The organism is Prosthecobacter debontii, from assembly GCF_900167535.1.
GTDB classification, from domain to species: Bacteria; Verrucomicrobiota; Verrucomicrobiia; order Verrucomicrobiales; family Verrucomicrobiaceae; genus Prosthecobacter; species Prosthecobacter debontii.
Genome location: NZ_FUYE01000006.1, coordinates 1 through 17,302, shown reverse-complemented (window position 1 = coordinate 17,302; position 17,302 = coordinate 1). Strand labels below are relative to the sequence as shown.

14 protein-coding genes are annotated in these 17,302 nt (G+C 60.0%); 6 read left to right on the top strand and 8 right to left on the bottom strand.

Features of this window, described 5'->3' with window-relative positions; genetic code table 11:
* Positions 1-123: 123 nt before the first annotated feature.
* Entirely contained in the window at positions 124-2,130 is a 2,007-nt protein-coding gene (locus B5D61_RS10410) for a prolyl oligopeptidase family serine peptidase (RefSeq protein WP_078813329.1), read from the bottom strand.
* A 39-nt stretch (positions 2,131-2,169) separates the two neighbouring features.
* On the bottom strand, positions 2,170-2,784 hold the full coding sequence (locus B5D61_RS10405) for an Ntn hydrolase family protein (protein ID WP_078813328.1): 615 nt from the start codon (positions 2,782-2,784) through the stop codon (positions 2,170-2,172).
* A gap of 149 nt (positions 2,785-2,933) precedes the next feature.
* Between B5D61_RS10405 and B5D61_RS10400 the strand changes: the two genes are divergently transcribed.
* Positions 2,934-3,581 carry a c-type cytochrome gene (locus B5D61_RS10400; RefSeq protein ID WP_078813327.1) on the top strand — a complete coding sequence of 216 codons (648 nt, stop codon included), beginning with the start codon at positions 2,934-2,936 and terminating at the stop codon, positions 3,579-3,581.
* 219 nt (positions 3,582-3,800) lie between these two features.
* Here the strand turns inward: B5D61_RS10400 and B5D61_RS10395 are convergent, their stop codons facing one another.
* Positions 3,801-4,835, bottom strand: coding sequence for a LacI family DNA-binding transcriptional regulator (locus B5D61_RS10395; protein ID WP_078813326.1), 1,035 nt, complete (start codon positions 4,833-4,835; stop codon positions 3,801-3,803).
* Positions 4,836-4,858: 23 nt separating this feature from the next.
* A complete protein-coding gene (locus B5D61_RS10390) occupies positions 4,859-6,769 on the bottom strand; it encodes a sialate O-acetylesterase (RefSeq protein WP_078813325.1) in 1,911 nt (636 codons plus the stop codon).
* A 94-nt stretch (positions 6,770-6,863) separates the two neighbouring features.
* On the opposite strand from B5D61_RS10390, the gene gcvT reads away from it, so the two are divergent.
* Positions 6,864-7,973 (top strand): glycine cleavage system aminomethyltransferase GcvT, encoded by a 1,110-nt coding sequence (gene gcvT, locus B5D61_RS10385; protein WP_078813539.1) that lies wholly within the window; start codon positions 6,864-6,866, stop codon positions 7,971-7,973.
* Positions 7,974-8,019: 46 nt separating this feature from the next.
* Here the strand turns inward: gcvT and B5D61_RS10380 are convergent, their stop codons facing one another.
* From B5D61_RS10380 to B5D61_RS26240, 3 genes are all read right to left on the bottom strand, one after another.
* Positions 8,020-8,859, bottom strand: coding sequence for a PP2C family protein-serine/threonine phosphatase (locus B5D61_RS10380; RefSeq protein ID WP_139373182.1), 840 nt, complete (start codon positions 8,857-8,859; stop codon positions 8,020-8,022).
* A complete protein-coding gene (locus tag B5D61_RS10375; RefSeq protein ID WP_078813323.1) occupies positions 8,856-9,995 on the bottom strand; it encodes an aldose epimerase family protein in 1,140 nt (379 codons plus the stop codon). Before B5D61_RS10375 ends, B5D61_RS10380 begins: the two co-directional genes overlap by 4 nt.
* A gap of 131 nt (positions 9,996-10,126) precedes the next feature.
* A complete protein-coding gene (locus B5D61_RS26240; protein WP_176159343.1) occupies positions 10,127-10,576 on the bottom strand; it encodes a DUF2452 domain-containing protein in 450 nt (149 codons plus the stop codon).
* Positions 10,577-10,690: 114 nt separating this feature from the next.
* Here B5D61_RS26240 and B5D61_RS26235 point away from each other — a divergent pair, with 114 nt between their 5' ends.
* A complete protein-coding gene (locus tag B5D61_RS26235) occupies positions 10,691-11,155 on the top strand; it encodes a hypothetical protein (RefSeq protein ID WP_176159342.1) in 465 nt (154 codons plus the stop codon).
* 46 nt (positions 11,156-11,201) lie between these two features.
* A complete protein-coding gene (locus B5D61_RS10360; protein WP_078813320.1) occupies positions 11,202-11,579 on the top strand; it encodes a metallopeptidase family protein in 378 nt (125 codons plus the stop codon).
* A 32-nt stretch (positions 11,580-11,611) separates the two neighbouring features.
* Here B5D61_RS10360 and B5D61_RS10355 read toward each other — a convergent pair whose 3' ends face one another.
* Positions 11,612-13,801: a transglutaminase family protein gene (locus B5D61_RS10355; RefSeq protein WP_176159341.1), complete on the bottom strand. Its 2,190-nt coding sequence runs from the start codon at positions 13,799-13,801 to the stop codon at positions 11,612-11,614.
* Between the two features lie 373 nt (positions 13,802-14,174).
* On the opposite strand from B5D61_RS10355, the gene B5D61_RS10350 reads away from it, so the two are divergent.
* Together B5D61_RS10350 and B5D61_RS10345 are read left to right on the top strand one after the other, a co-directional pair.
* Positions 14,175-15,854 carry a putative manganese-dependent inorganic diphosphatase gene (locus B5D61_RS10350; RefSeq protein ID WP_078813318.1) on the top strand — a complete coding sequence of 560 codons (1,680 nt, stop codon included), beginning with the start codon at positions 14,175-14,177 and terminating at the stop codon, positions 15,852-15,854.
* A 612-nt stretch (positions 15,855-16,466) separates the two neighbouring features.
* Positions 16,467-17,186: a transposase gene (locus B5D61_RS10345; protein ID WP_078813317.1), complete on the top strand. Its 720-nt coding sequence runs from the start codon at positions 16,467-16,469 to the stop codon at positions 17,184-17,186.
* Positions 17,187-17,302: the final 116 nt, after the last annotated feature.

The following is a 17,302-nucleotide window of genomic DNA, read 5'->3' as shown; positions in this document are numbered from 1 at the left end:
TCACTTCGTCTTCATTCAAAAGGCGGGTCATCTGGCCTGAAATCGAGGTCACTGACCTCCATGACATGGCCGGACAAACCCGCCTTATGTGATGTGATGCGATGTTAGGCTAAATTCCGCTTCTCATTTCGCCTTCGACCACTGCCAGGCGTCATCGAAGAAACCGGCGTCAGGGATGCCCCCAGGAGCGCGGGTGGTCTTCGGCTGAGTCAGGTCCACCACGGCCCAATCGGGCAGCTTGGCCACTTGGCGGGCGTTGTTCAGGTAGTCGTATTCACGATAGGTGAAGCTGCTGTTGATGACCACATACCGGCTGGGGTTCAGCGGATTGGGATACACCAGCACGGGGGCGTGGGTGGCGGCATCGTAGGTCTTGCCATTCACCACCAGCTTGTCTTTGCTCCACTGGATGGGCAGTTTGGCGATGACCTTGGCCAGCACGCTGTTGCTTTGCGGATCCCCCCAGAGGATGAGGTTGTTCGCCGCGATGTCCGCGTCGGTGATGTCTTTGTCGGCTTTGGCCGGAGCATCGCCACGGAACTGGCGACGCCATTCAAAGCTGGCCCGCTCCATCTCGGCTTTGCACCAGGCACCGGCTTTTTCATTCAGGGCGGTGCCTGTGGGCTTCACGTAGAGGAAGCTATCCATGAAGGCATCGTCGATCGGGCCGCTGAGGCCGTGGTGTTTGCTCAGCTTGCCTGCCTCCAGGGCGGTTTCCACCTGAGCCCACTGACCGTTCTGCTTGCGCAGATGCACGGTCCAGGAGCGATCCGACAACGGCTTGTTCACCGTCAGGGCTTTGCCATCGATCTTCACGGTGGGCACCTCACGCACGCTGAAGGGGCACTGACCGGGCTGCATGTCGATGCTCAGCGCGGTGACGTTTTCCGTGTCCACGGTCACTTCCTTAGCGCCGGTGATCTTCGCATGCACTCGGGCACACTCCCAGCTCTTGGTTAGGCCGTTGACGGTGATCCAGTGCATCTGGTGATAGCGCAGGAACCAGGTGGTGAAGTAGATCTCGGACGGATTACGATCCCGACCCACGGCGGAGATTTCAGCCAGACGACGCTCGATCTCGATCAGGGAATCAGGATGCAGCTTATGCGCGGTCTGCGGCCCGATGATGTGAATCATGTCGATGCCTTCCTCCTTCAGATACTTCTCCATGATGTCCGCCGCCTGCTTCTGCTTATCGATCTCACCGCTGTAGGCGATGGTCGGTGCATTGAAGAGATTCACGGCGCTATCGGTGGCGTTATACCAGTGCCAGAGCGTCTTTTCATAAGCCGGGATTTTGCTCACGTCTTCGGTTTGGAAGACTTTCAGGAACTCCGGTGTCTCGGCAAAGCCAGCTCCGGGGCTGACGGCGCACCACTTGTCCGTGTAATTCACACCGAACTGCCACGCGGCCGCACCACCCATGCTGAAGCCGCGCATGATGACGCGATCTTCATCGATGGTGTAAAACTTCTTGGCGTGAGCCATGGCTTCGAGCAGGTCGATCTCACCGGCAAATTTATTGGCGCAGCAGTAGCGGCCATAGGGGTGAATGACCATGGCATTGGCAGGCGCGACATTGCCCGTCTGCTTGCGTCGTTGATCGATGAAACCGAGCTCGCTGAGGGTCTCCCCACGGCCATGACACCAGACATCCAGACGTGTCGGCGCACCGCTGTAGCTCTCTGGAATGACCATGCCATAAGGCTGCACAGAGCCATCGATCTTGGAGCGATAGCCACGCACCACCAGGCCCTTCTGCGTGGTCCAGGGGGATTGACCGTTCTTCAGCTGCTCCGCGCGCAGCTTACCTTCCGCCAGGGCTTCCTGAGCGGACTTCACCTCCGTCACTTTATGGATCTCTTTATATTTCAGCGCCCAATCCACGGCTTTGTAAAAGACCTCCACGTCTGGCAGCAGATCCGCCAGCTTGGGGTTCTTGGCCTGGGCTTTGACAGCGGCATCGATGGCGGCACGCAGCTCAGACAGGCCTTTCTTCAGCGCCTCCGCATCAGCAGCGGGCACCTCCACACCCACCGGTGGGATGGGGCGGACGTCATCGGCGACATTGTCCTTGGGGCCATCGGCCAGCGCCAGAACAGGGATAAAAACAAGCGGGAGATATCTCATGGAGTTGGGTGGAAAACAACGGAGGGCGGGGGCCAAAGCTTACGCCTTGCGTCGGCTCTTTTTGGCAGGCTTGGGCTTCTCAGGCTGGAGTAGATCGCAGGTGAAGATTTCAAAGGGTGCCGCCGTGGCGCTGTCAAACTCCGCCGCGGCGTGCAGGCCTGCTTTGACGATGTCCACCACGTCCTCATACTGATCATACACTGCCTGCATGGCCCCCAGGGCATAGTCACGGCCTGAACCGGCTGACCAGTAGCGCTTGAACTGCTGCGCGGTGCGGTAGGAATACAGGGCAAAGATGCCGTGCGGGTTGGCGATCAGGCCGTAGAACTGCGTCGTCTCATACTCCTCATTTTTATCGGGAGAGGTGGACATGAAATACTCTGCCTTCATCCAATGATGGGCATGGCGGAAGGTCTCAAAGATGGCATCCGTGGAGGAGAAATCCCGGGGGCGCTCCGGATTGGCAAAGTAGCTGTTCATCACCACGAGACTGGAGGAGGTGCCGGTGAGGCCGATGTAGCTATCCCCCTGATGGGTGATCTTCGTGTGATTGACGACGTGGTGCGCCTTCTGCCGCAGGGAACCAAGACTGCTCATGGTATCTGCGCCGATGCAGGAAACGCCATTCTTTTGGGCGACAACGATGGTGGACATGGAGTGGAGAGGCCGGAGTGTGACAGAGGCCCGCCCTCGTGCAAGGCTGCATGAGCCTCCGGGCCTGAGTTTGTCATTCTCTGTGCGAGTCTTGCCCCAGGCTTGAGTCCGGCGGAGAATCACGCTGGGATGCGCGTTTAATTCCCCTTATGGTCAAAGCCGCACTCCTCCTCACGCTCAGCCTCCTGCCTGCGCTCCTGCAGGCTCAGGAACAGGCCAAGGGTGCGGACTTATTTCAAAAGACCTGTGCCGCCTGCCATGGGGCCCAGGGCCAGGGCAATGACGAGATCAAGGCCCCCTCCATCGCGCATCTACCGAGTTGGTATGTCGAGCGCCAACTCAGCAACTTCCACGATGGCAAACGCGGGCACAACGGCCAAGCCGACCCCCAAGGTGCGCTCATGGCCGCGATCGCGAAAACACTCAAGCCCGAGCAGATCGTCGAAGTGGCCCAGCATGTGGAATCCCTGCCCCTCGTTCCGCCCAAGGAGCGCACCCTGGCCGGGGCCGATGTGCAGGCCGGGCAGGAGCTGTTTTACGAGCGCTGCATGGAGTGCCACCGCTACAATGCCAGTGGTGAGCAGCTCTTCGGTAGCCCGCCCCTGGTGGGCAGGCAGGGCTGGTATCTGCTCGCGCAGTTGAAGAAGTTCAAAGGCCTGCACCGTGGCGCAGAAAAGGGCGATGAAAAAGGTGCCAAGATGGTGCAAATGGCCACCCTCTTCATCGAGGATGAACAAACCATGAAAAACGTAGTGAGCTACATCCTCACCCTGAATCCCGAGCCTAACCAGAAGTGATTATCGTGGCCGCGAAGCGTCTCGGAGTGCGGTGGCAAAGAAGCCGGAGCCGGGAGGCTTCGGCGACACCGCTATCGAGGGGTCTTGAACTCTTCGACAGCCCTTACTCAAGAAGATAGAGAGTTCCTCCTGAATTCATTTCCATCACCCAGAGCGGTGTCGACGAGGCAAGGCGTTGCCCTTGCCTCTCTGCCACCGCACTCCGGGACGCTGCCGCGTTCACACGAGCTTCGCCCGGATCGACTCTCCTTCGATCCATTGCGGAGGGATGAGGATCTGGCGTGGCACCTCGGGCACACCGGTTTCGTTTTGTAAAAGCTGCGTGGCCACGAGGTCCACCCCGGCGGCGGCCACGTGATCCCGCCGCTGATAGATGCCTGCATAGCCCTTCATGGTGGGGGTCCAGTCATGCACCACGAGGCCGATGTCCTCCGGCACCCGCAGACCCATTTTATTCAGCCACTCCGGCACATGCTGATCGAAGGTGATGAGGGCATCGGGATGATGCGCGTCCATCCAGTCCATGAACTCCTTGCGGCAGCGGCTGAAGTCATTGTGCGGGAAGAGCAGCACGGGCACCCGCTGGCCCACCGGCAGGCTCTGCTGAGCATGCAGCATGGCTCCACTGTAGGCACCCTCGGCGCGATGATCAATCCACTGCGTGACCGCGAGGCCGATGCGCTCATAACCACGTGCGCTCAGTTGCTTCACCGCCATCTGGATGCCCAGATTCATGTTCCCTGCTGCCCGATGCAACGAAGGCTGGGTCAAACCGAAGCCGAAGGTGGCTGCGGCAAAAGCCCGGTAGTCGAGCTGCGCACACAGCATCTGCGAGGATTGGGGCGACACAATGATGCCCTCAATCCCACGCGCTTGGAGGATGCGCACCAGTTTCTCCGAGTCCAGCCCATCCTGGCCTAACCAAAATTCCTCCACGAGGTAACCGTGCTGCTCGGCACGCTGGCGAATGGCCTCGATGGGCACATACTGATAGGCTGTCTGATGTAGGGCATCCTTGGGGGCCGTTTCACGAATGACGGCGATGACCGCACGCACGCGCGCCTTCTTGCGCCCGCGCACCATCGTCATCATGCGCGCCAGATGGGGATCGGGTTGATAGCCCAGTTGCTGAATCGCCGCCTGCACACGCTCGCGCGTCTCCACCGAGACTCGAGGTGACTGGTGCATCACCCGCGACACCGTCATGGCGGAGACGCCTGCCGTTTGGGCGATCTGCTGGAGCGTGACTGACATGCCTGAGAACTAGGCGCAGCCCCTCACTTCTGCAAAGGCTTCATCGCCTCGGCATAGCGGTGGCCAAACTCACGCAGGGATTCGGTATCGAAGTGAACCTGATCCCCCTTATGCTTCAGCCCCTCCGACTCCACCACTGCGGTGTGCGGCACCCGCGCCGGGAGACTGGCGATCTGTTCATTCACCAACGGCCAGTAGCTGGGCTTGCCGTCCTTGCTCATCTTTGCCAGATAGGGCCCCAACTTGCCGGCGACAAAGGGCACCTCCCCGGCCCCTAAGTCGGCACGCAGATCGGCGATCATCCCGGCCAGACGATCGGCATAGTTCCCAGCCTTAGCTTCACTGCCGGAGTCCGCCTCCCCCTGATGCCAGAGGATGCCTTTCAGGGTGCCTTCCTTCATGGCTAGGCGTGCCCGCTCCAGGGCCTGCTGATAGAGGTCGCCCCCTTTTTGCCAGCGCTCCAGAGGAGTGCCGCCCACCGCACAGGGGATCAATCCCACCGTGATCGTCTTGTCCGCATCCGCCATCTCTCGGGCGAAGCTCATGCCGAGACCTGCTCCGGCGATGGTTTTGTCATAATGCAGAGGTTCCACTGCCGTGGTCCACTTGTTGTTAGGCGAGAATTTAAGCAAGCGTGTGCGCGAGATGCGCTTCTCCGTATCCAGCACACCCCGGCCTGCCATGTTGGATTGACCGATCAGCAGGTAGAGATGCAGCTTGTCCTTGGGCGGCAGGCTCTCAGCGATCTTGGCCTCATCGCGTTTATCGGAGTGGTTGCCGTAGCCGAAGGCTCGATTCACCAGCAGGCGCTCCTTAGCATCCTTCGAGATCCACTTGCCCGCGCGGATGTCTTCCTCTCGGAGCACGGCCACCAGCACCTCTTTCTCACCCGCATTGTAGCGGCCATGATCATAGGTGATGTAGATGCGTCCATCAGTGGCCTGGATGGCATCCGGATACGAGACACTGCTGCGCTCATCCACCACCAGCTTATGCGGCCAGGTGCGGCCTTCATCCTCAGACAGCCACACCGTCAGGCGTGTGCGTGGGTAGGCCCCGTTCTCGTTCTTCTTGGCATCGTGATACACCAGCATGAAGGCCCCCGAGGCCAGCTTCCGTAAACAAGCCCGAGTGGAAGGTCCTTCAAACGACGGCATGGCCACGGCTTCCGTCCAGGTTTTCCCACCATCCTTAGAGCTGCTCTCATACAGCCCCTGCGTGGTGCGGATGACGGTCCAGAGGCTTCCATCCTGGCGCTGAGCCAGTGTGGCCTCGCTGAAGTTACGCAGCTTTTCTGGAATGCTGGTGCCGCCATGCCACTGCCAACTTGCGCCCTCATCCGTGCTCAGCAGGGTGCCGGTATCAGGCCGACCTTGCAGATTTCCCATCAGGAAAAACGGAGCCAGCCAGCCGCCCTCCGCGCGCACGAGGGGCTTGCCAAAGAGGATTCCGTCTTCTGCCACCACGCGGGGCTTTGACCACACAGGGGTGGCCTTGGTGGGATCATCGCAACGGATCGCACAGGTGGCGCGCAGGGTCGGGTGCTCGGCGGTTTTTTCGGTGAGCTGATTGTAAAACACCCACAGCCTGCCTTTTGGATCGAGCCAGGGGATCGGGTCACCAATCTTCGTGCCCTTGGGGCCTTCGATGACGAGGGGTCTCGTCCACTTTTGACCGGCATCCCCACTGCTGCTCACCAGGGCGTAATTGCCCATCGCGCCCTCGCCTTCATCCCCGCTATACCACGTCACCCACAGGCGACCGTTCTTCGCCCGTTCGATGCCCGGGATGCCCTGCCACACGCGAGCGACATCGCTGTATTCCGCCCCTGGCGTGAGCAGGACGTTCGCCTCAGGGAAAGCCGAAGTCTGAGCCGATGCCGCGCCGGCAGCGGTGAGAATCCATAAGGAAGCGAGAAGAACACGAAAAGTCATGGCTCATCGAAACGATGGCGGGCCTGGATTTCAAACACGGAATGTGAACCACGCTTTGACAGGGGCCCCCACACCGCCACTCTTGTGCCCCATCATGTCCGATGCTCCCTTGCTCCGCACGCCTTTGTATGATCGTCACCTCACCCTGGGTGGAAAAGTGATCCCCTTTGCGGGCTGGGAGATGCCTGTGCAATACACCGGCATCGTGCAGGAGCACCACGCGGTGCGTAAGGCCGTGGGCGTCTTTGACATCTCCCACATGGGCCAGTTCATCGTCAGCGGCCAAGAGGCCCAGGCTTTCCTCAACCGCGCCCTAACCAATGACGTGACCAAGCTGGAAATCGGCCAAGGACAATACAGCCTCCTGCTGAACGATCAGGGCGGTGTCATTGACGACCTCATCCTCTACCGCAGCAGTGCCAAGGAGTTCTTCGTGGTGGTCAATGCCAGCAAGATCGCCGAAGACTGGGCGCAACTGCAAAGCCTGCTCCGCGAGGATGAAGACGTGCAGATGGCGAATCTCAGCGACGTCACCGCCGGGCTCGCCATCCAGGGCCCGCAGAGCCGCGCGGTGTTTGAAGCCGTGTTTGGCACCGAGGCTCCCTTCCCACCACACAACAGCCTCTTTGTCTCCGCTGGCGAGGCCGGATTCATGTGGCTGTGCGGCACCGGTTACACAGGGGAGGAGGGCTTTGAGTTCTTCATGCCCGCCAGCACTGCCGAGGCGTGGTTTGACCGCTTCGTGGAGGCGGCTCGGGCCCAAGGCGGCCTGCCCTGCGGTCTCGGTGCGCGCGATACCCTGCGTCTGGAAATGGGCTATCCGCTCAATGGCAACGATCTCTATCCCGACAAGACCCCGCTCCAAGCCGGGCTGGGTTTCTTCGTCGCCTTGGACAAAGAAGACTTCGTGGGCAAAGCCGCCCTCGTGGAGCAAAAAGCTGCCGGATTGCCCAGCAAGCTGGTGGCCTTCAAAATGACGGGTACCGCCCCACCGCCCCGCCCGCATTACCCCGTGTGGTTCGGTGATCAAGTCATCGGCGAAGTCGCCAGCGGCACCCAATCCCCCAGCCTCGGCTGCGGCATCGGCATGGCCTATGTCCCGTATGAGGCGGCCGGGATCGGAACCACCCTTGAGATCGAGATCCGCGGTCGCAAATTCCCCGCCGAGATCGTGAAGAAGCCGTTTTATCGGAAAGGGGCCTGAGGCCGACCTAACGAAGAGTTCGGCAGTTGCCATCAACCCCTTTTCTTCAGCTATCCGTCGTTCCTCCCGGGATCTTCACCACACCGATGGTGGCATTGTCCTGTCGGTCGAAATTGATGCGGCGGATGGCAAACAGAATGGCGTCCGTGATCTTGTCAGCCGTGGTGTTTTGGCCAAAGTGGAGCAGTTCCTGAAGAGCCTTGTGCGTCAGCGTGAAAAGACCATCGCTAGCCGCGATGATGATGTCATCCGGCAGCAGCTTGATGGGATCCGCAGCAAAATCCACCAGCGTCAGCGGCATGCCCATGAGAGCACTCTGCAGGGTGTGGCGGCCCGGGTGATTGGCCGCTTCCTCAGCCGTCATCTGACCGGCCTTAACCCGCTCCTCAAGCAAGGGAGCCAGGGAGTGGTCCGCATTCAAACGCGTGAGGTTGCCTTTGCGATAAAGAAAGAGTGGGGAATCTCCCACGCTGATCCATTGCACCTCCTTTTGACTGATGAGCACGGACAGCATCGTGGTGCCCATCGGCGGTGCCACCGCCGGCATCCGCTCGGTGATGAAGCCTAGAGTATCATTGGCCGTATCCAGGGCGGTGCGCAGGCGCCAGCTCGCGTCACCGGGCTGCTCGTGGAAAGCACGCACGAAAGCATTCACCGCTAAATAACTGGCCACACTGCCACCGGCGTGGGCCCCGAGACCGTCTCCCACGACCAACAAAATCTTCGACAAAGGTTCCTCACCCAGTTCAGCAGCATCCGCAAAGGCATAGTAGTCCTCCTGATTTTCCCGACGTCCTTTGTATTGGCGGGCGGCAAAATCCTGTTCCTGAACGAACATGGGCGTCACGGATGGGGTAGGCTTGGGCAGCGGAACAGGTGCGGTCACTCGGCAGAGAATTTGAAGGTCGTGATATGCTGATAAGTCTCGCCAGGGCGCAAGGTGGCGGAGGGGAACTGCGGTTTATTCGGGCTATCGGGAAACTTCTGGGTCTCCAGACAGAAGCCGTGGCGGGTCTCATACACATGGCCACCTTTCCCCCGCACGCCTTTGAGATGGTTGCCAGTATAAAACTGCACGCCCGGGTCTGTGGTATGCACCGTCATCACCCGGCCACTCTTTGGGTCCTTGGCACGGGCGGCCAGGAGCAGAGGCGCTGCTTCGGCCGAGTCCGAGGCGGGAGGGGTGTAGCCTCGGAGCACATAGTTATGGTCGTAGCCCTTGCCCTGCTGCAAGGCTTTGAAAGGGGCGTCGATGCGCTCGCCGATGAGATGCGGGGTGGTGAAATCCATCGGAGTGTTTGCCACCGCAGGCGATTCCCCCGTGGCAATCAACGCATCATCCGTTGCCGTGTATTGATCCGCCGGGATCATCATCTCATGGCCCAACACGTCGCCGCTACCTTCACCGGCGAGGTTGAAGTAGCTGTGGTTGGTTAAATTCACCACGGTGGTCTTATCCGTCACCGCATGGTATTCGATCTTGAGCGTGTTGTCGTCACTCAGGCTGTAGGTCACGGTGCAGTCCAGTTTTCCTGGGAAGCCCTCTTCACCATCCGCACTGGTGTAGGTGAGAGCCACGGCGTTCTGATCCGCCTTGAGTTCCGGTTTCCACACCTGGTAATCAAAGGAGTTCTTGCCGCCATGGATGTGATTTTTACCGGAGTTAGCGGTCACCTCATGCATCACGCCATCCAGCATAAAGGAAGCGCCGCCGATGCGGTTGGCATAACGACCTGTTATGCAGCCAAAGTGCGGATGCTTACCCAAGTAAGGCTCGAGCGTGTCGAAGCCCAAGACGACATCCGCCACCTGACCCTCACGGTCGGGCACTTGAATGGAGACGATGATGCCGCCATAGCTGATGAGCCGCACGACCATACCGCTGGCATTGGTCAGCGTGATGAGGTGGACGTCTTGCCCTGCGGCAGTTTTACCCCAGACTTCAGACGTGACGGAGGCGACGGCAGGCAAAAGCGATGACATAAAAACGAGAGCAGCGGCGATGAAGGCGCAGCGAAGCATGAAAATGAGGTGGTTGGGTGCCTAGTCTGGCGGCAGGGCAGGCCGGGTGCAAGACAGGAAAATAGGAAAGCCCACCTGGCAAGATGCCTGAGTGGGCCCGCAAAAAGAGGCGGAATGCCGTGACGAAAAGGTTAGACGGTGGCTCCCTGACCACTGATCCATGCCCGCAGATCAAAGTCCTCAGCGATCTTTTCCACCTGCCAGCGGCCATCCGCATTTAGCCGAAAGCTACCGATCCACTTCTGGTGCCAGCTCTCCGGTTCGATCATGCTCAGGTGGTGCTTTCCCTCCACCTCGTAAAGGTGATAACGCTCGCCAATGACCGGTTCGAACCCGAAACGAGCCTCATAGATCAGTTTGTTCCAATTGAAGGCATCGATGACCTGGAGGTATCTCTCACGCAGCTCAATGAGCTCCTGCTGCAGTTCTCGCTCCACCCGAGAGACGCCGCGGCTTTTGAAATTGGTCAAATCCTGAGGGATGATTTTGGCCCCGAGACGAGAGCTCGGGTAATGCAGGAAGTTACCCCGGGGGGCATTTGTCTCGGCGAGATCGACATCAATCGGGTCTTCAGTGGGCATGGGGAGCGGGAGAGTGGGAGGACAAACAGAAGCGCGAAGTCTCTGGATTACGTCGGCGGATGCACCGTGGTTTGGATTGAAAAGCGGCTGTGGGACTGTTACCATGAGAAAATCATGCGTTTTCGCCTCGTCCTTTGCCTTTTCGTCAGCGGGTTTCTCAACGCCTGCATCCACAGCATGCCCACGGCAGAAAAGCTGGATGAACTGGAGCGCAGTGTGCGGGAGGAGTATCGCGAGGAATTTGCCGACCTCGATGCCCAACGTCGCAGTGGCCAGCTCAGCACGGAACAATATAAAGTTGCCCAAGCTCAATTGGAAAAACGTGTGCAAAATCGCGTGGATACCATGGCCTGGAACCGGCATGCGCTGGTGCAAAGTGACATGAAGGCCAACGCCATCCCCACCCCGGATCGGCCTCAGGCACTGTCTCCTCCCGGCGTCGGCTCCATCTCCGGGTCCGTCTATAATTCAACTCGCCAGAATGGCATTGGCAATGAGATCATGGGCTCCTACATGCAGGACATCGGTAACCGAAACTTCAACGGCCGGAGCGCGGGCAGCATGTATGACCAGCCTTGATCTGAGCTGAAGCGAGCAAGGCCCCACGTCTCCTCTGACCGAACTCATGGCTTCACGTGACGCGTCCCTCGATGCCGTGGCGGATGCGGTGATCCGCACGACCCTCCACAGCCTCCCTGAACCCGTGCGCGTCGCGGCCGAGTCCTGTGTCATCGAGGCGGTCAACCTGACAGATTGTTTGGCCGCAGGAGAGGCTTTGGAAGACGATCTCTTGGGCCTGTTTGAAGGCGCTGCACTGACAGAGGCTGAGCCTGAATCTCCCTTGCAGCTTCCCCGCATCCGTCTGTTCATCGACAATCTCTGGGAGTTTGCCGAGCGGGACACATCCCGCTTCCGGGATGAAGTTCGCATCACGCTGCTCCACGAGCTGGGGCACTACCTCGGCTACAATGAGGACGAGATTGCCCATCGCGGCTTGGAGTGAAGTGAGACCACCGCCCCTGCTCCAGCCGCCCCTCACTCCAACTCATCCAGCCAATCCAGGAGCTGGTTACGCACTTGGTTAGGTCCGTCTTCAGGGAAATGGTCGGTCAGCCAGCGGACATCAGCAGCCGCCTCGGAGCGGAACCCCAGACGCTCTTTCATGCGAGCACGGGTGATGCGCTGCACAGCGGAGTCAGGATCGAGCGCGATGACGAGGTCGAGATACGGAAGCGTCTCTTTGACCGCGGCGACATCATCCAGAGTCGTGCCGAGCAGATTGTTCAGCATGCGCAGGATGATGGAGCGCTTCGAGGCAGGCTCCAGCATTTCTTCGGGGAAGGAACCGATGTCCGACAGCTCAAGCGCCGCCTGCTCCAGCGAGACCTTTTTGCCGCGCTCGAAGACATCCAGCAGTTGCAGCTCCCCCTCCGGCCCCTCGCGATAGCCCACCATGAACTTGCCGGGCAAACCGAGGCCATAGACCTGCTTCACGCCCAGCCGTGCGGCCAACTCGATATACAGCACGGACAGAGTGATGGGCAGGCCCTCACGATCATCCAGCAGCTCATTCATGTAGCTGTTGGACTTGCTGCTGTAGTCATGGCGACTGCCATGAAAGCCGTTTTCTTCGAACAGGTAGCGGTTGATCCGCTTCACGGCAGGCACGGTGCCCTGTGTGATCTCAGGGGCCTTTTTCAGTTCATCCACCATGCGCTCAAAGCCCTGGAGATACTGCTTGATGTCCACCTCCGGATTGTCATGACGGGCCAGCAGCAGAGTCGCGCGCATGAGGTCGATCTGGTCCTCCGGCTTGGCCAGTTCCGCCACCAGATCCCGCGTCACGGAGGCGCGATGCAGATCATGCTCCAGCTCCTTCAGCGCCGCCACTTGCTTTTCCAGCTCACGCCGTTGGTTCACCAGCACACGCCGACTTTCACCGGGCTTTTCTAACAATTGATTCAGTGCTTTCTGCCGTTCCTTCGGTTCGGCTTGGAAATCCTTCAGCGTTTTCCCAATCGAGGCCGCCACCGTCTCCGGCACCGGTTTCTCGGAGAGGTCTGTCCCGACCCTGAAGCCGCGAAACTGGGCCACGGTATTGCGGAACTTACACAGACCTACCTGGCCGCCGCGTAGGGCATCATCCCGCTGCACCAGCACCTGCTGGCCATTCACCCAGCAGATGATTTCCTCCGACTCCACACGCACACGCAGTTGGTTCCAGTCGCCACTGTGGTAGGCCTCCGTGGGCACATCCGCCAGGATCGTCCAGGAATACACATCCGCTCCCTCGAAGCGGGTGAGGCGCAGCTTTCCGGCGGAGGGATAAAAGCCGTAATGCACATCCTCACCATCGGAGCAGAAGACCAGCCCTGCCGCGCCAGATTCATCATCCAGCTTCACATTCACCATCACTTCGAACGGGGACTCCTGCACCGGGGCCGCCCACAGGCAGAGGGAGCGTCCGCCGAAGCCGGTGCCTGGCGTGGAGGCCTGGATGACGCCCGCGTGCTGCGTCCAGCGCGAGCCTAACAAGGGTTGCCATAAGCGAGGATTCAGCACGCCAATGGTCAGCCAGCGGGACATGGGCACCGGATTGGGTTTCTCAAGCAGACGCTTGAGGGCATTCACCGGCATGGCAAAGCCGAGATTCTCCGTGCGGGCGGATTTCAGCGTCAGCAGCCCCAGCACCCGCCCTTGGCGATCCAGCAGCGGGCCGCCGCTGTTGCCTTTTTCGATGGGCACCGCCAGCCGGATCATGGGCACTTCATTGATGAGATCGGGATAAGCGGACACCACCCCTTCCACCACACTGAAGCCCAACCCCTCAGGATTCCCCATGGCGACGATGGGCTGACCTTGGCGAACGGTTTCACTATCGGCCAGCGGCAGCGGTTTCAGGCCTTTTTCAGCAATGCGCAACAGGGCGAGATCCCGCTCCGCGTCCGTGGCAGTCACTTCCACCACCTCGTGTTTATCGCCATTGGCCATCTCCACCTCCAGCCGCCGTGCCTCCCCGATGACGTGGAGATTCGTGGCGATCAAGCCCTCCTCACTCACGACGAAGCCTGCGCCCAGACCGTCCAGCCCCTCCCGCCCCGCCTGCAGCACCTTCACCACCGAGGGCTTGGTCTCTTCCGCCACCTCGGCCACCGATTTCACCGGTTCATCGGCTGGGCAGACGGTCACCAAGGCGAGAAAGCTGAGGCAGGTCCAGGCACGCATGAAAAGGAGGGTAGGGTGTTTGAGCGAAAAAGACGAGCGCGGAAAACAAAGGTCCGATTCACCGACACGTAACGCAAGATACGCGCCGGATCGTGCGGAGATCCTGGGCAAACCCCGCGTTGCGGAATCGACCTCATCCACGGCAGAAAAAACCATGTCGCCGTGAATGACTGGAACCGCAGGGCGTTTGTCCGGAAGTCAGTCCTGGAAAAATCCGGGATTTACCGGACTGGACAAACGACTCGCCTGCCAGAGCACCCTAGGGATAAATCTTTGATTGGAGTCCTCAAGATCGTGGCTTGGGCTAGCATTCTGGATTTTCCCCCTTACATTTGCCGCTCTTTTCGCCTCCAGCTTCGCTTTTCCAGCCCTCATGTCCGCGTCCGCCCCCATCTACGTCATCGGTCACCGCAATCCAGATACGGATGCCATTTGTGCCGCCATTGGCTATGCTTCGTATCTGCGTCAGGTGCGGGAGGATGAGGTGGTGGCCGCCTGCTGTGGCGAGATCAATGCCCGCACGAACTGGGTGCTGCGACTCGCAGGTGTGGAAGCGCCGAAGCTGCTGCTGGATGTGCGCCCCACGGGGGCCATGGTGGGCCGGAAGGATGTGATGACGGCGGCACCGAGCGATACCTTCCTCTCCGTCTATCGCAAGATGCTGGAGCATAACTTCCGCTCCATCCCGGTGGTGGATGCAGACCATAAGCTCTTGGGCATGCCGACCATCCAGGAGATGGCGCAGCTCTTCCTGCCGAGCGAGTCTAACCACAAGGCCGCCAACCGCGAGGTGCGCACCAGCCTGCAAAACATGGCCACCGCCCTGGGTGGCCAGATGATCGGAGATACCTCCGGCACCGAGGTGGTGGAGGATCTGCTGCTGGTGGTGGCCGCCTCCAGCGTGGAGACCTCCCGGGAGCGCGCCAAGCAATTCAATCCCCGCCAGCTCGTGCTGCTGACGGGTGACCGCCCTGAAATCCATGCTCTGGCCATGGAGATGGGCGTGCGCTGCCTCGTCGTCACCGGCGGCTTCATGCCCTGGGACAGTCTGCTGCAGCAGGCCCGGGAAAAGGGCATCTGCGTGATCTCCGCCCCACAGGATACCGCCAGTGCCTCCCAGCTCATCCGCTTCTCCCGCCCCATCGGTGAGGCGGCGCATGAATACGTCTCCTTTGGCTCACGCACTCCCCTGCGGGAGCTCATTCACTCGGTGCAAAACTCCCACCAGCCGCTCTTCCCCGTCATCGATGAAGAAACGGGGAAACTGGAAGGCGTGTTCTCCAAATCCGACCTCGTGGAGGTGCCACGCACGAAGCTGGTGCTGGTGGATCACAACGAATTCAGCCAAGCCGTGGCCGGTGCCGATGAGGCCGAGATCATCGAGGTGCTGGATCACCACCGCCTGAGTGGTAACCTGCGCACCAAAGAACCCGTGCGCTTCATCAATGAACCCGTGGGCAGCACCAGCACCATCGTCGGCATCATGTTTAAAATGCGTGGGCTGACGCCGGACAAATCCACCGCCATCTGCCTGTGCGCGGGTTTGATCTCCGACACCCTGAATCTCACCAGCCCGACCACGACGAACACGGATCGCGAGATCCTGGAGTGGCTGGCCGGCGTGGCCGGTGTGGATGCCGCCCAGTTTGTGAAGGACTTCTTCGCCGCCGGTTCCCTGCTGCGCGAGGCCACCCCAGCCCGCGCCATCGAAGGCGACCGCAAGGTCTTCGAAGAAAACGGCTGGCGCATCAGCATCAGTCAGATCGAGGAGATGGGCCTCGATGAATTCTGGAAAAAGCAGGCCGAGCTGCACACCGCCCTGGAGGCCCTGTGTGAAGCGCACAAGCTGCACTTCGCCTGCCTCATGGTCACCGACATCACCGCCCACCACAGCGTGCTGCTCGTGGCCGGAGACACCCGCGTGGAGTCGGCCATTGATGTGGATTATCACAAGCGCAGCCCCCAGGTCTATGACATGCCCGGCGTGGTCAGCCGCAAGAAGCAGCTCTTCCCGTATCTAAGCAACCTGGTGGGGAAGCTCACGCCTCCGTGAGGGTGGCGGCCTTCCCGTAGGCCGGATGTGTTGGGCGCAACCCCTTCACGTTCGCTCTTCCAGTGTGCCGCCCAATTATCCGGCTATGCGAGGTGGATCGAGGGGACGCCCTGTCTGAGATCGACCTATGCCCCCGCTCGCTCACCGATGAGGCGTGATGGTTCAATGACACTTCAGGGCTAATCCCCCCGAACAGCCGGATAATCCGGCGATGACGTCGCTCCTGTTTGCTCGCTCTTTCCCGCCGGACACATCCGGCCTACGGACGACGGGCCCTCAAGTAGGCCGGATGTGTTGGGCGCGAACCCTTCATGTTCGCTCTTCCAGTGTGCCGCCCAATTATCCGGCTATGCGAGGTGGATCGAGGGAACGCCTCGCATGAGATTGATCCATGCCCCCGCTCGCTCACCGATGAGGCACGACGGTTCAATGACACTTCAGGGCTAATCCCCCCGAACAGCCGGATAATCCGGCGATGACGTCGCTCCTGTTTGCTCGCTCTTTCCCGCCGGACACATCCGGCCTACGGGTCTGCGAGCAGCGGAGGGATGGCCTAGAGCCGTTGGATCTAAATGGGAGTTGCAAGTTGGGCCGCGTTCTTCATTCAGAGGCATGCTTTGGTTCGTTCCTGCGCAGGTGCCACTCCCTTCCCATTTTTTGGGGTTTGATCCTGACAGTCCTCTCACCCAGGACTTCTGCGTCTATCAACGACACATGCCGCACTGGCGCGTGCCCGGCCGTTGTTACTTCATCACGTTTCGTGCGCATGATTCCATTCCCCTTCCTGTGATGCAGCAGATGAAAGCGGAAGCGAGGGAATGGCAGTCTCGCCTCGCTCAAGCCGCGTCTGAAACCAACGGTCAGTTGCCTCCCAATGAGCTGGCCGCTTGGCGTGAGTTTCAGAACGTGCAAATGCGGAAACTGGAGCATCTGCTGGATGAGAACCATGGCGAATGTCTCCTGCGTCGTCCAGAATATCGTCAATTTCTAGTCGATGCTTTGCATCACTTCGAAGGCATTCGCACCGAGATGCTGGCTTATGCAATCATGCCTAACCATGTGCATGTAGTTTGTCGCCCTCTGGATGGTTACACCCCGGAGAGTTTGGCTCGGGCGTGGAAAAGACACAGCGCAGCATGTCTTCATCAGGCACTGCGACGTTCGGGCTCATTCTGGCAGGAGGAAAGTTTTGATCGGATCATTCGGGATGCCGATCACTATGCACAAACGGTGCGTTATCTGGCCAAGAATCCCCTCCAAGCCCGGCTGGGCGAAAACGAGGCTACGGTTTGGCTGCATCCCGAGATCCTAGCCGCCAATGCTCACCCATGAAGCATTCATCTCCGTCCCATTGTAGGCCGGATGTGTTGGGCGCGAACCCTTCATGTTCGCTCTTCCAGTGTGCCGCCCAATTATCCGGCTATGCGAGGTGGATCGAGGGGACGCCC

Coding starts and splice junctions, on each gene's coding strand:
- B5D61_RS10410 (WP_078813329.1), bottom strand. CDS start 2,130: ATGAGATATCTCCCGCTTGTTTTTATCCCTGTTCTGGCGCTGGCCGAT.
- B5D61_RS10405 (WP_078813328.1), bottom strand. CDS start 2,784: ATGTCCACCATCGTTGTCGCCCAAAAGAATGGCGTTTCCTGCATCGGC.
- B5D61_RS10400 (WP_078813327.1), top strand. CDS start 2,934: ATGGTCAAAGCCGCACTCCTCCTCACGCTCAGCCTCCTGCCTGCGCTC.
- B5D61_RS10395 (WP_078813326.1), bottom strand. CDS start 4,835: ATGTCAGTCACGCTCCAGCAGATCGCCCAAACGGCAGGCGTCTCCGCC.
- B5D61_RS10390 (WP_078813325.1), bottom strand. CDS start 6,769: ATGACTTTTCGTGTTCTTCTCGCTTCCTTATGGATTCTCACCGCTGCC.
- gcvT (WP_078813539.1), top strand. CDS start 6,864: ATGTCCGATGCTCCCTTGCTCCGCACGCCTTTGTATGATCGTCACCTC.
- B5D61_RS10375 (WP_078813323.1), bottom strand. CDS start 9,995: ATGCTTCGCTGCGCCTTCATCGCCGCTGCTCTCGTTTTTATGTCATCG.
- B5D61_RS26240 (WP_176159343.1), bottom strand. CDS start 10,576: ATGCCCACTGAAGACCCGATTGATGTCGATCTCGCCGAGACAAATGCC.
- B5D61_RS26235 (WP_176159342.1), top strand. CDS start 10,691: ATGCGTTTTCGCCTCGTCCTTTGCCTTTTCGTCAGCGGGTTTCTCAAC.
- B5D61_RS10360 (WP_078813320.1), top strand. CDS start 11,202: ATGGCTTCACGTGACGCGTCCCTCGATGCCGTGGCGGATGCGGTGATC.
- B5D61_RS10355 (WP_176159341.1), bottom strand. CDS start 13,801: ATGCGTGCCTGGACCTGCCTCAGCTTTCTCGCCTTGGTGACCGTCTGC.
- B5D61_RS10350 (WP_078813318.1), top strand. CDS start 14,175: ATGTCCGCGTCCGCCCCCATCTACGTCATCGGTCACCGCAATCCAGAT.
- B5D61_RS10345 (WP_078813317.1), top strand. CDS start 16,467: ATGCTTTGGTTCGTTCCTGCGCAGGTGCCACTCCCTTCCCATTTTTTG.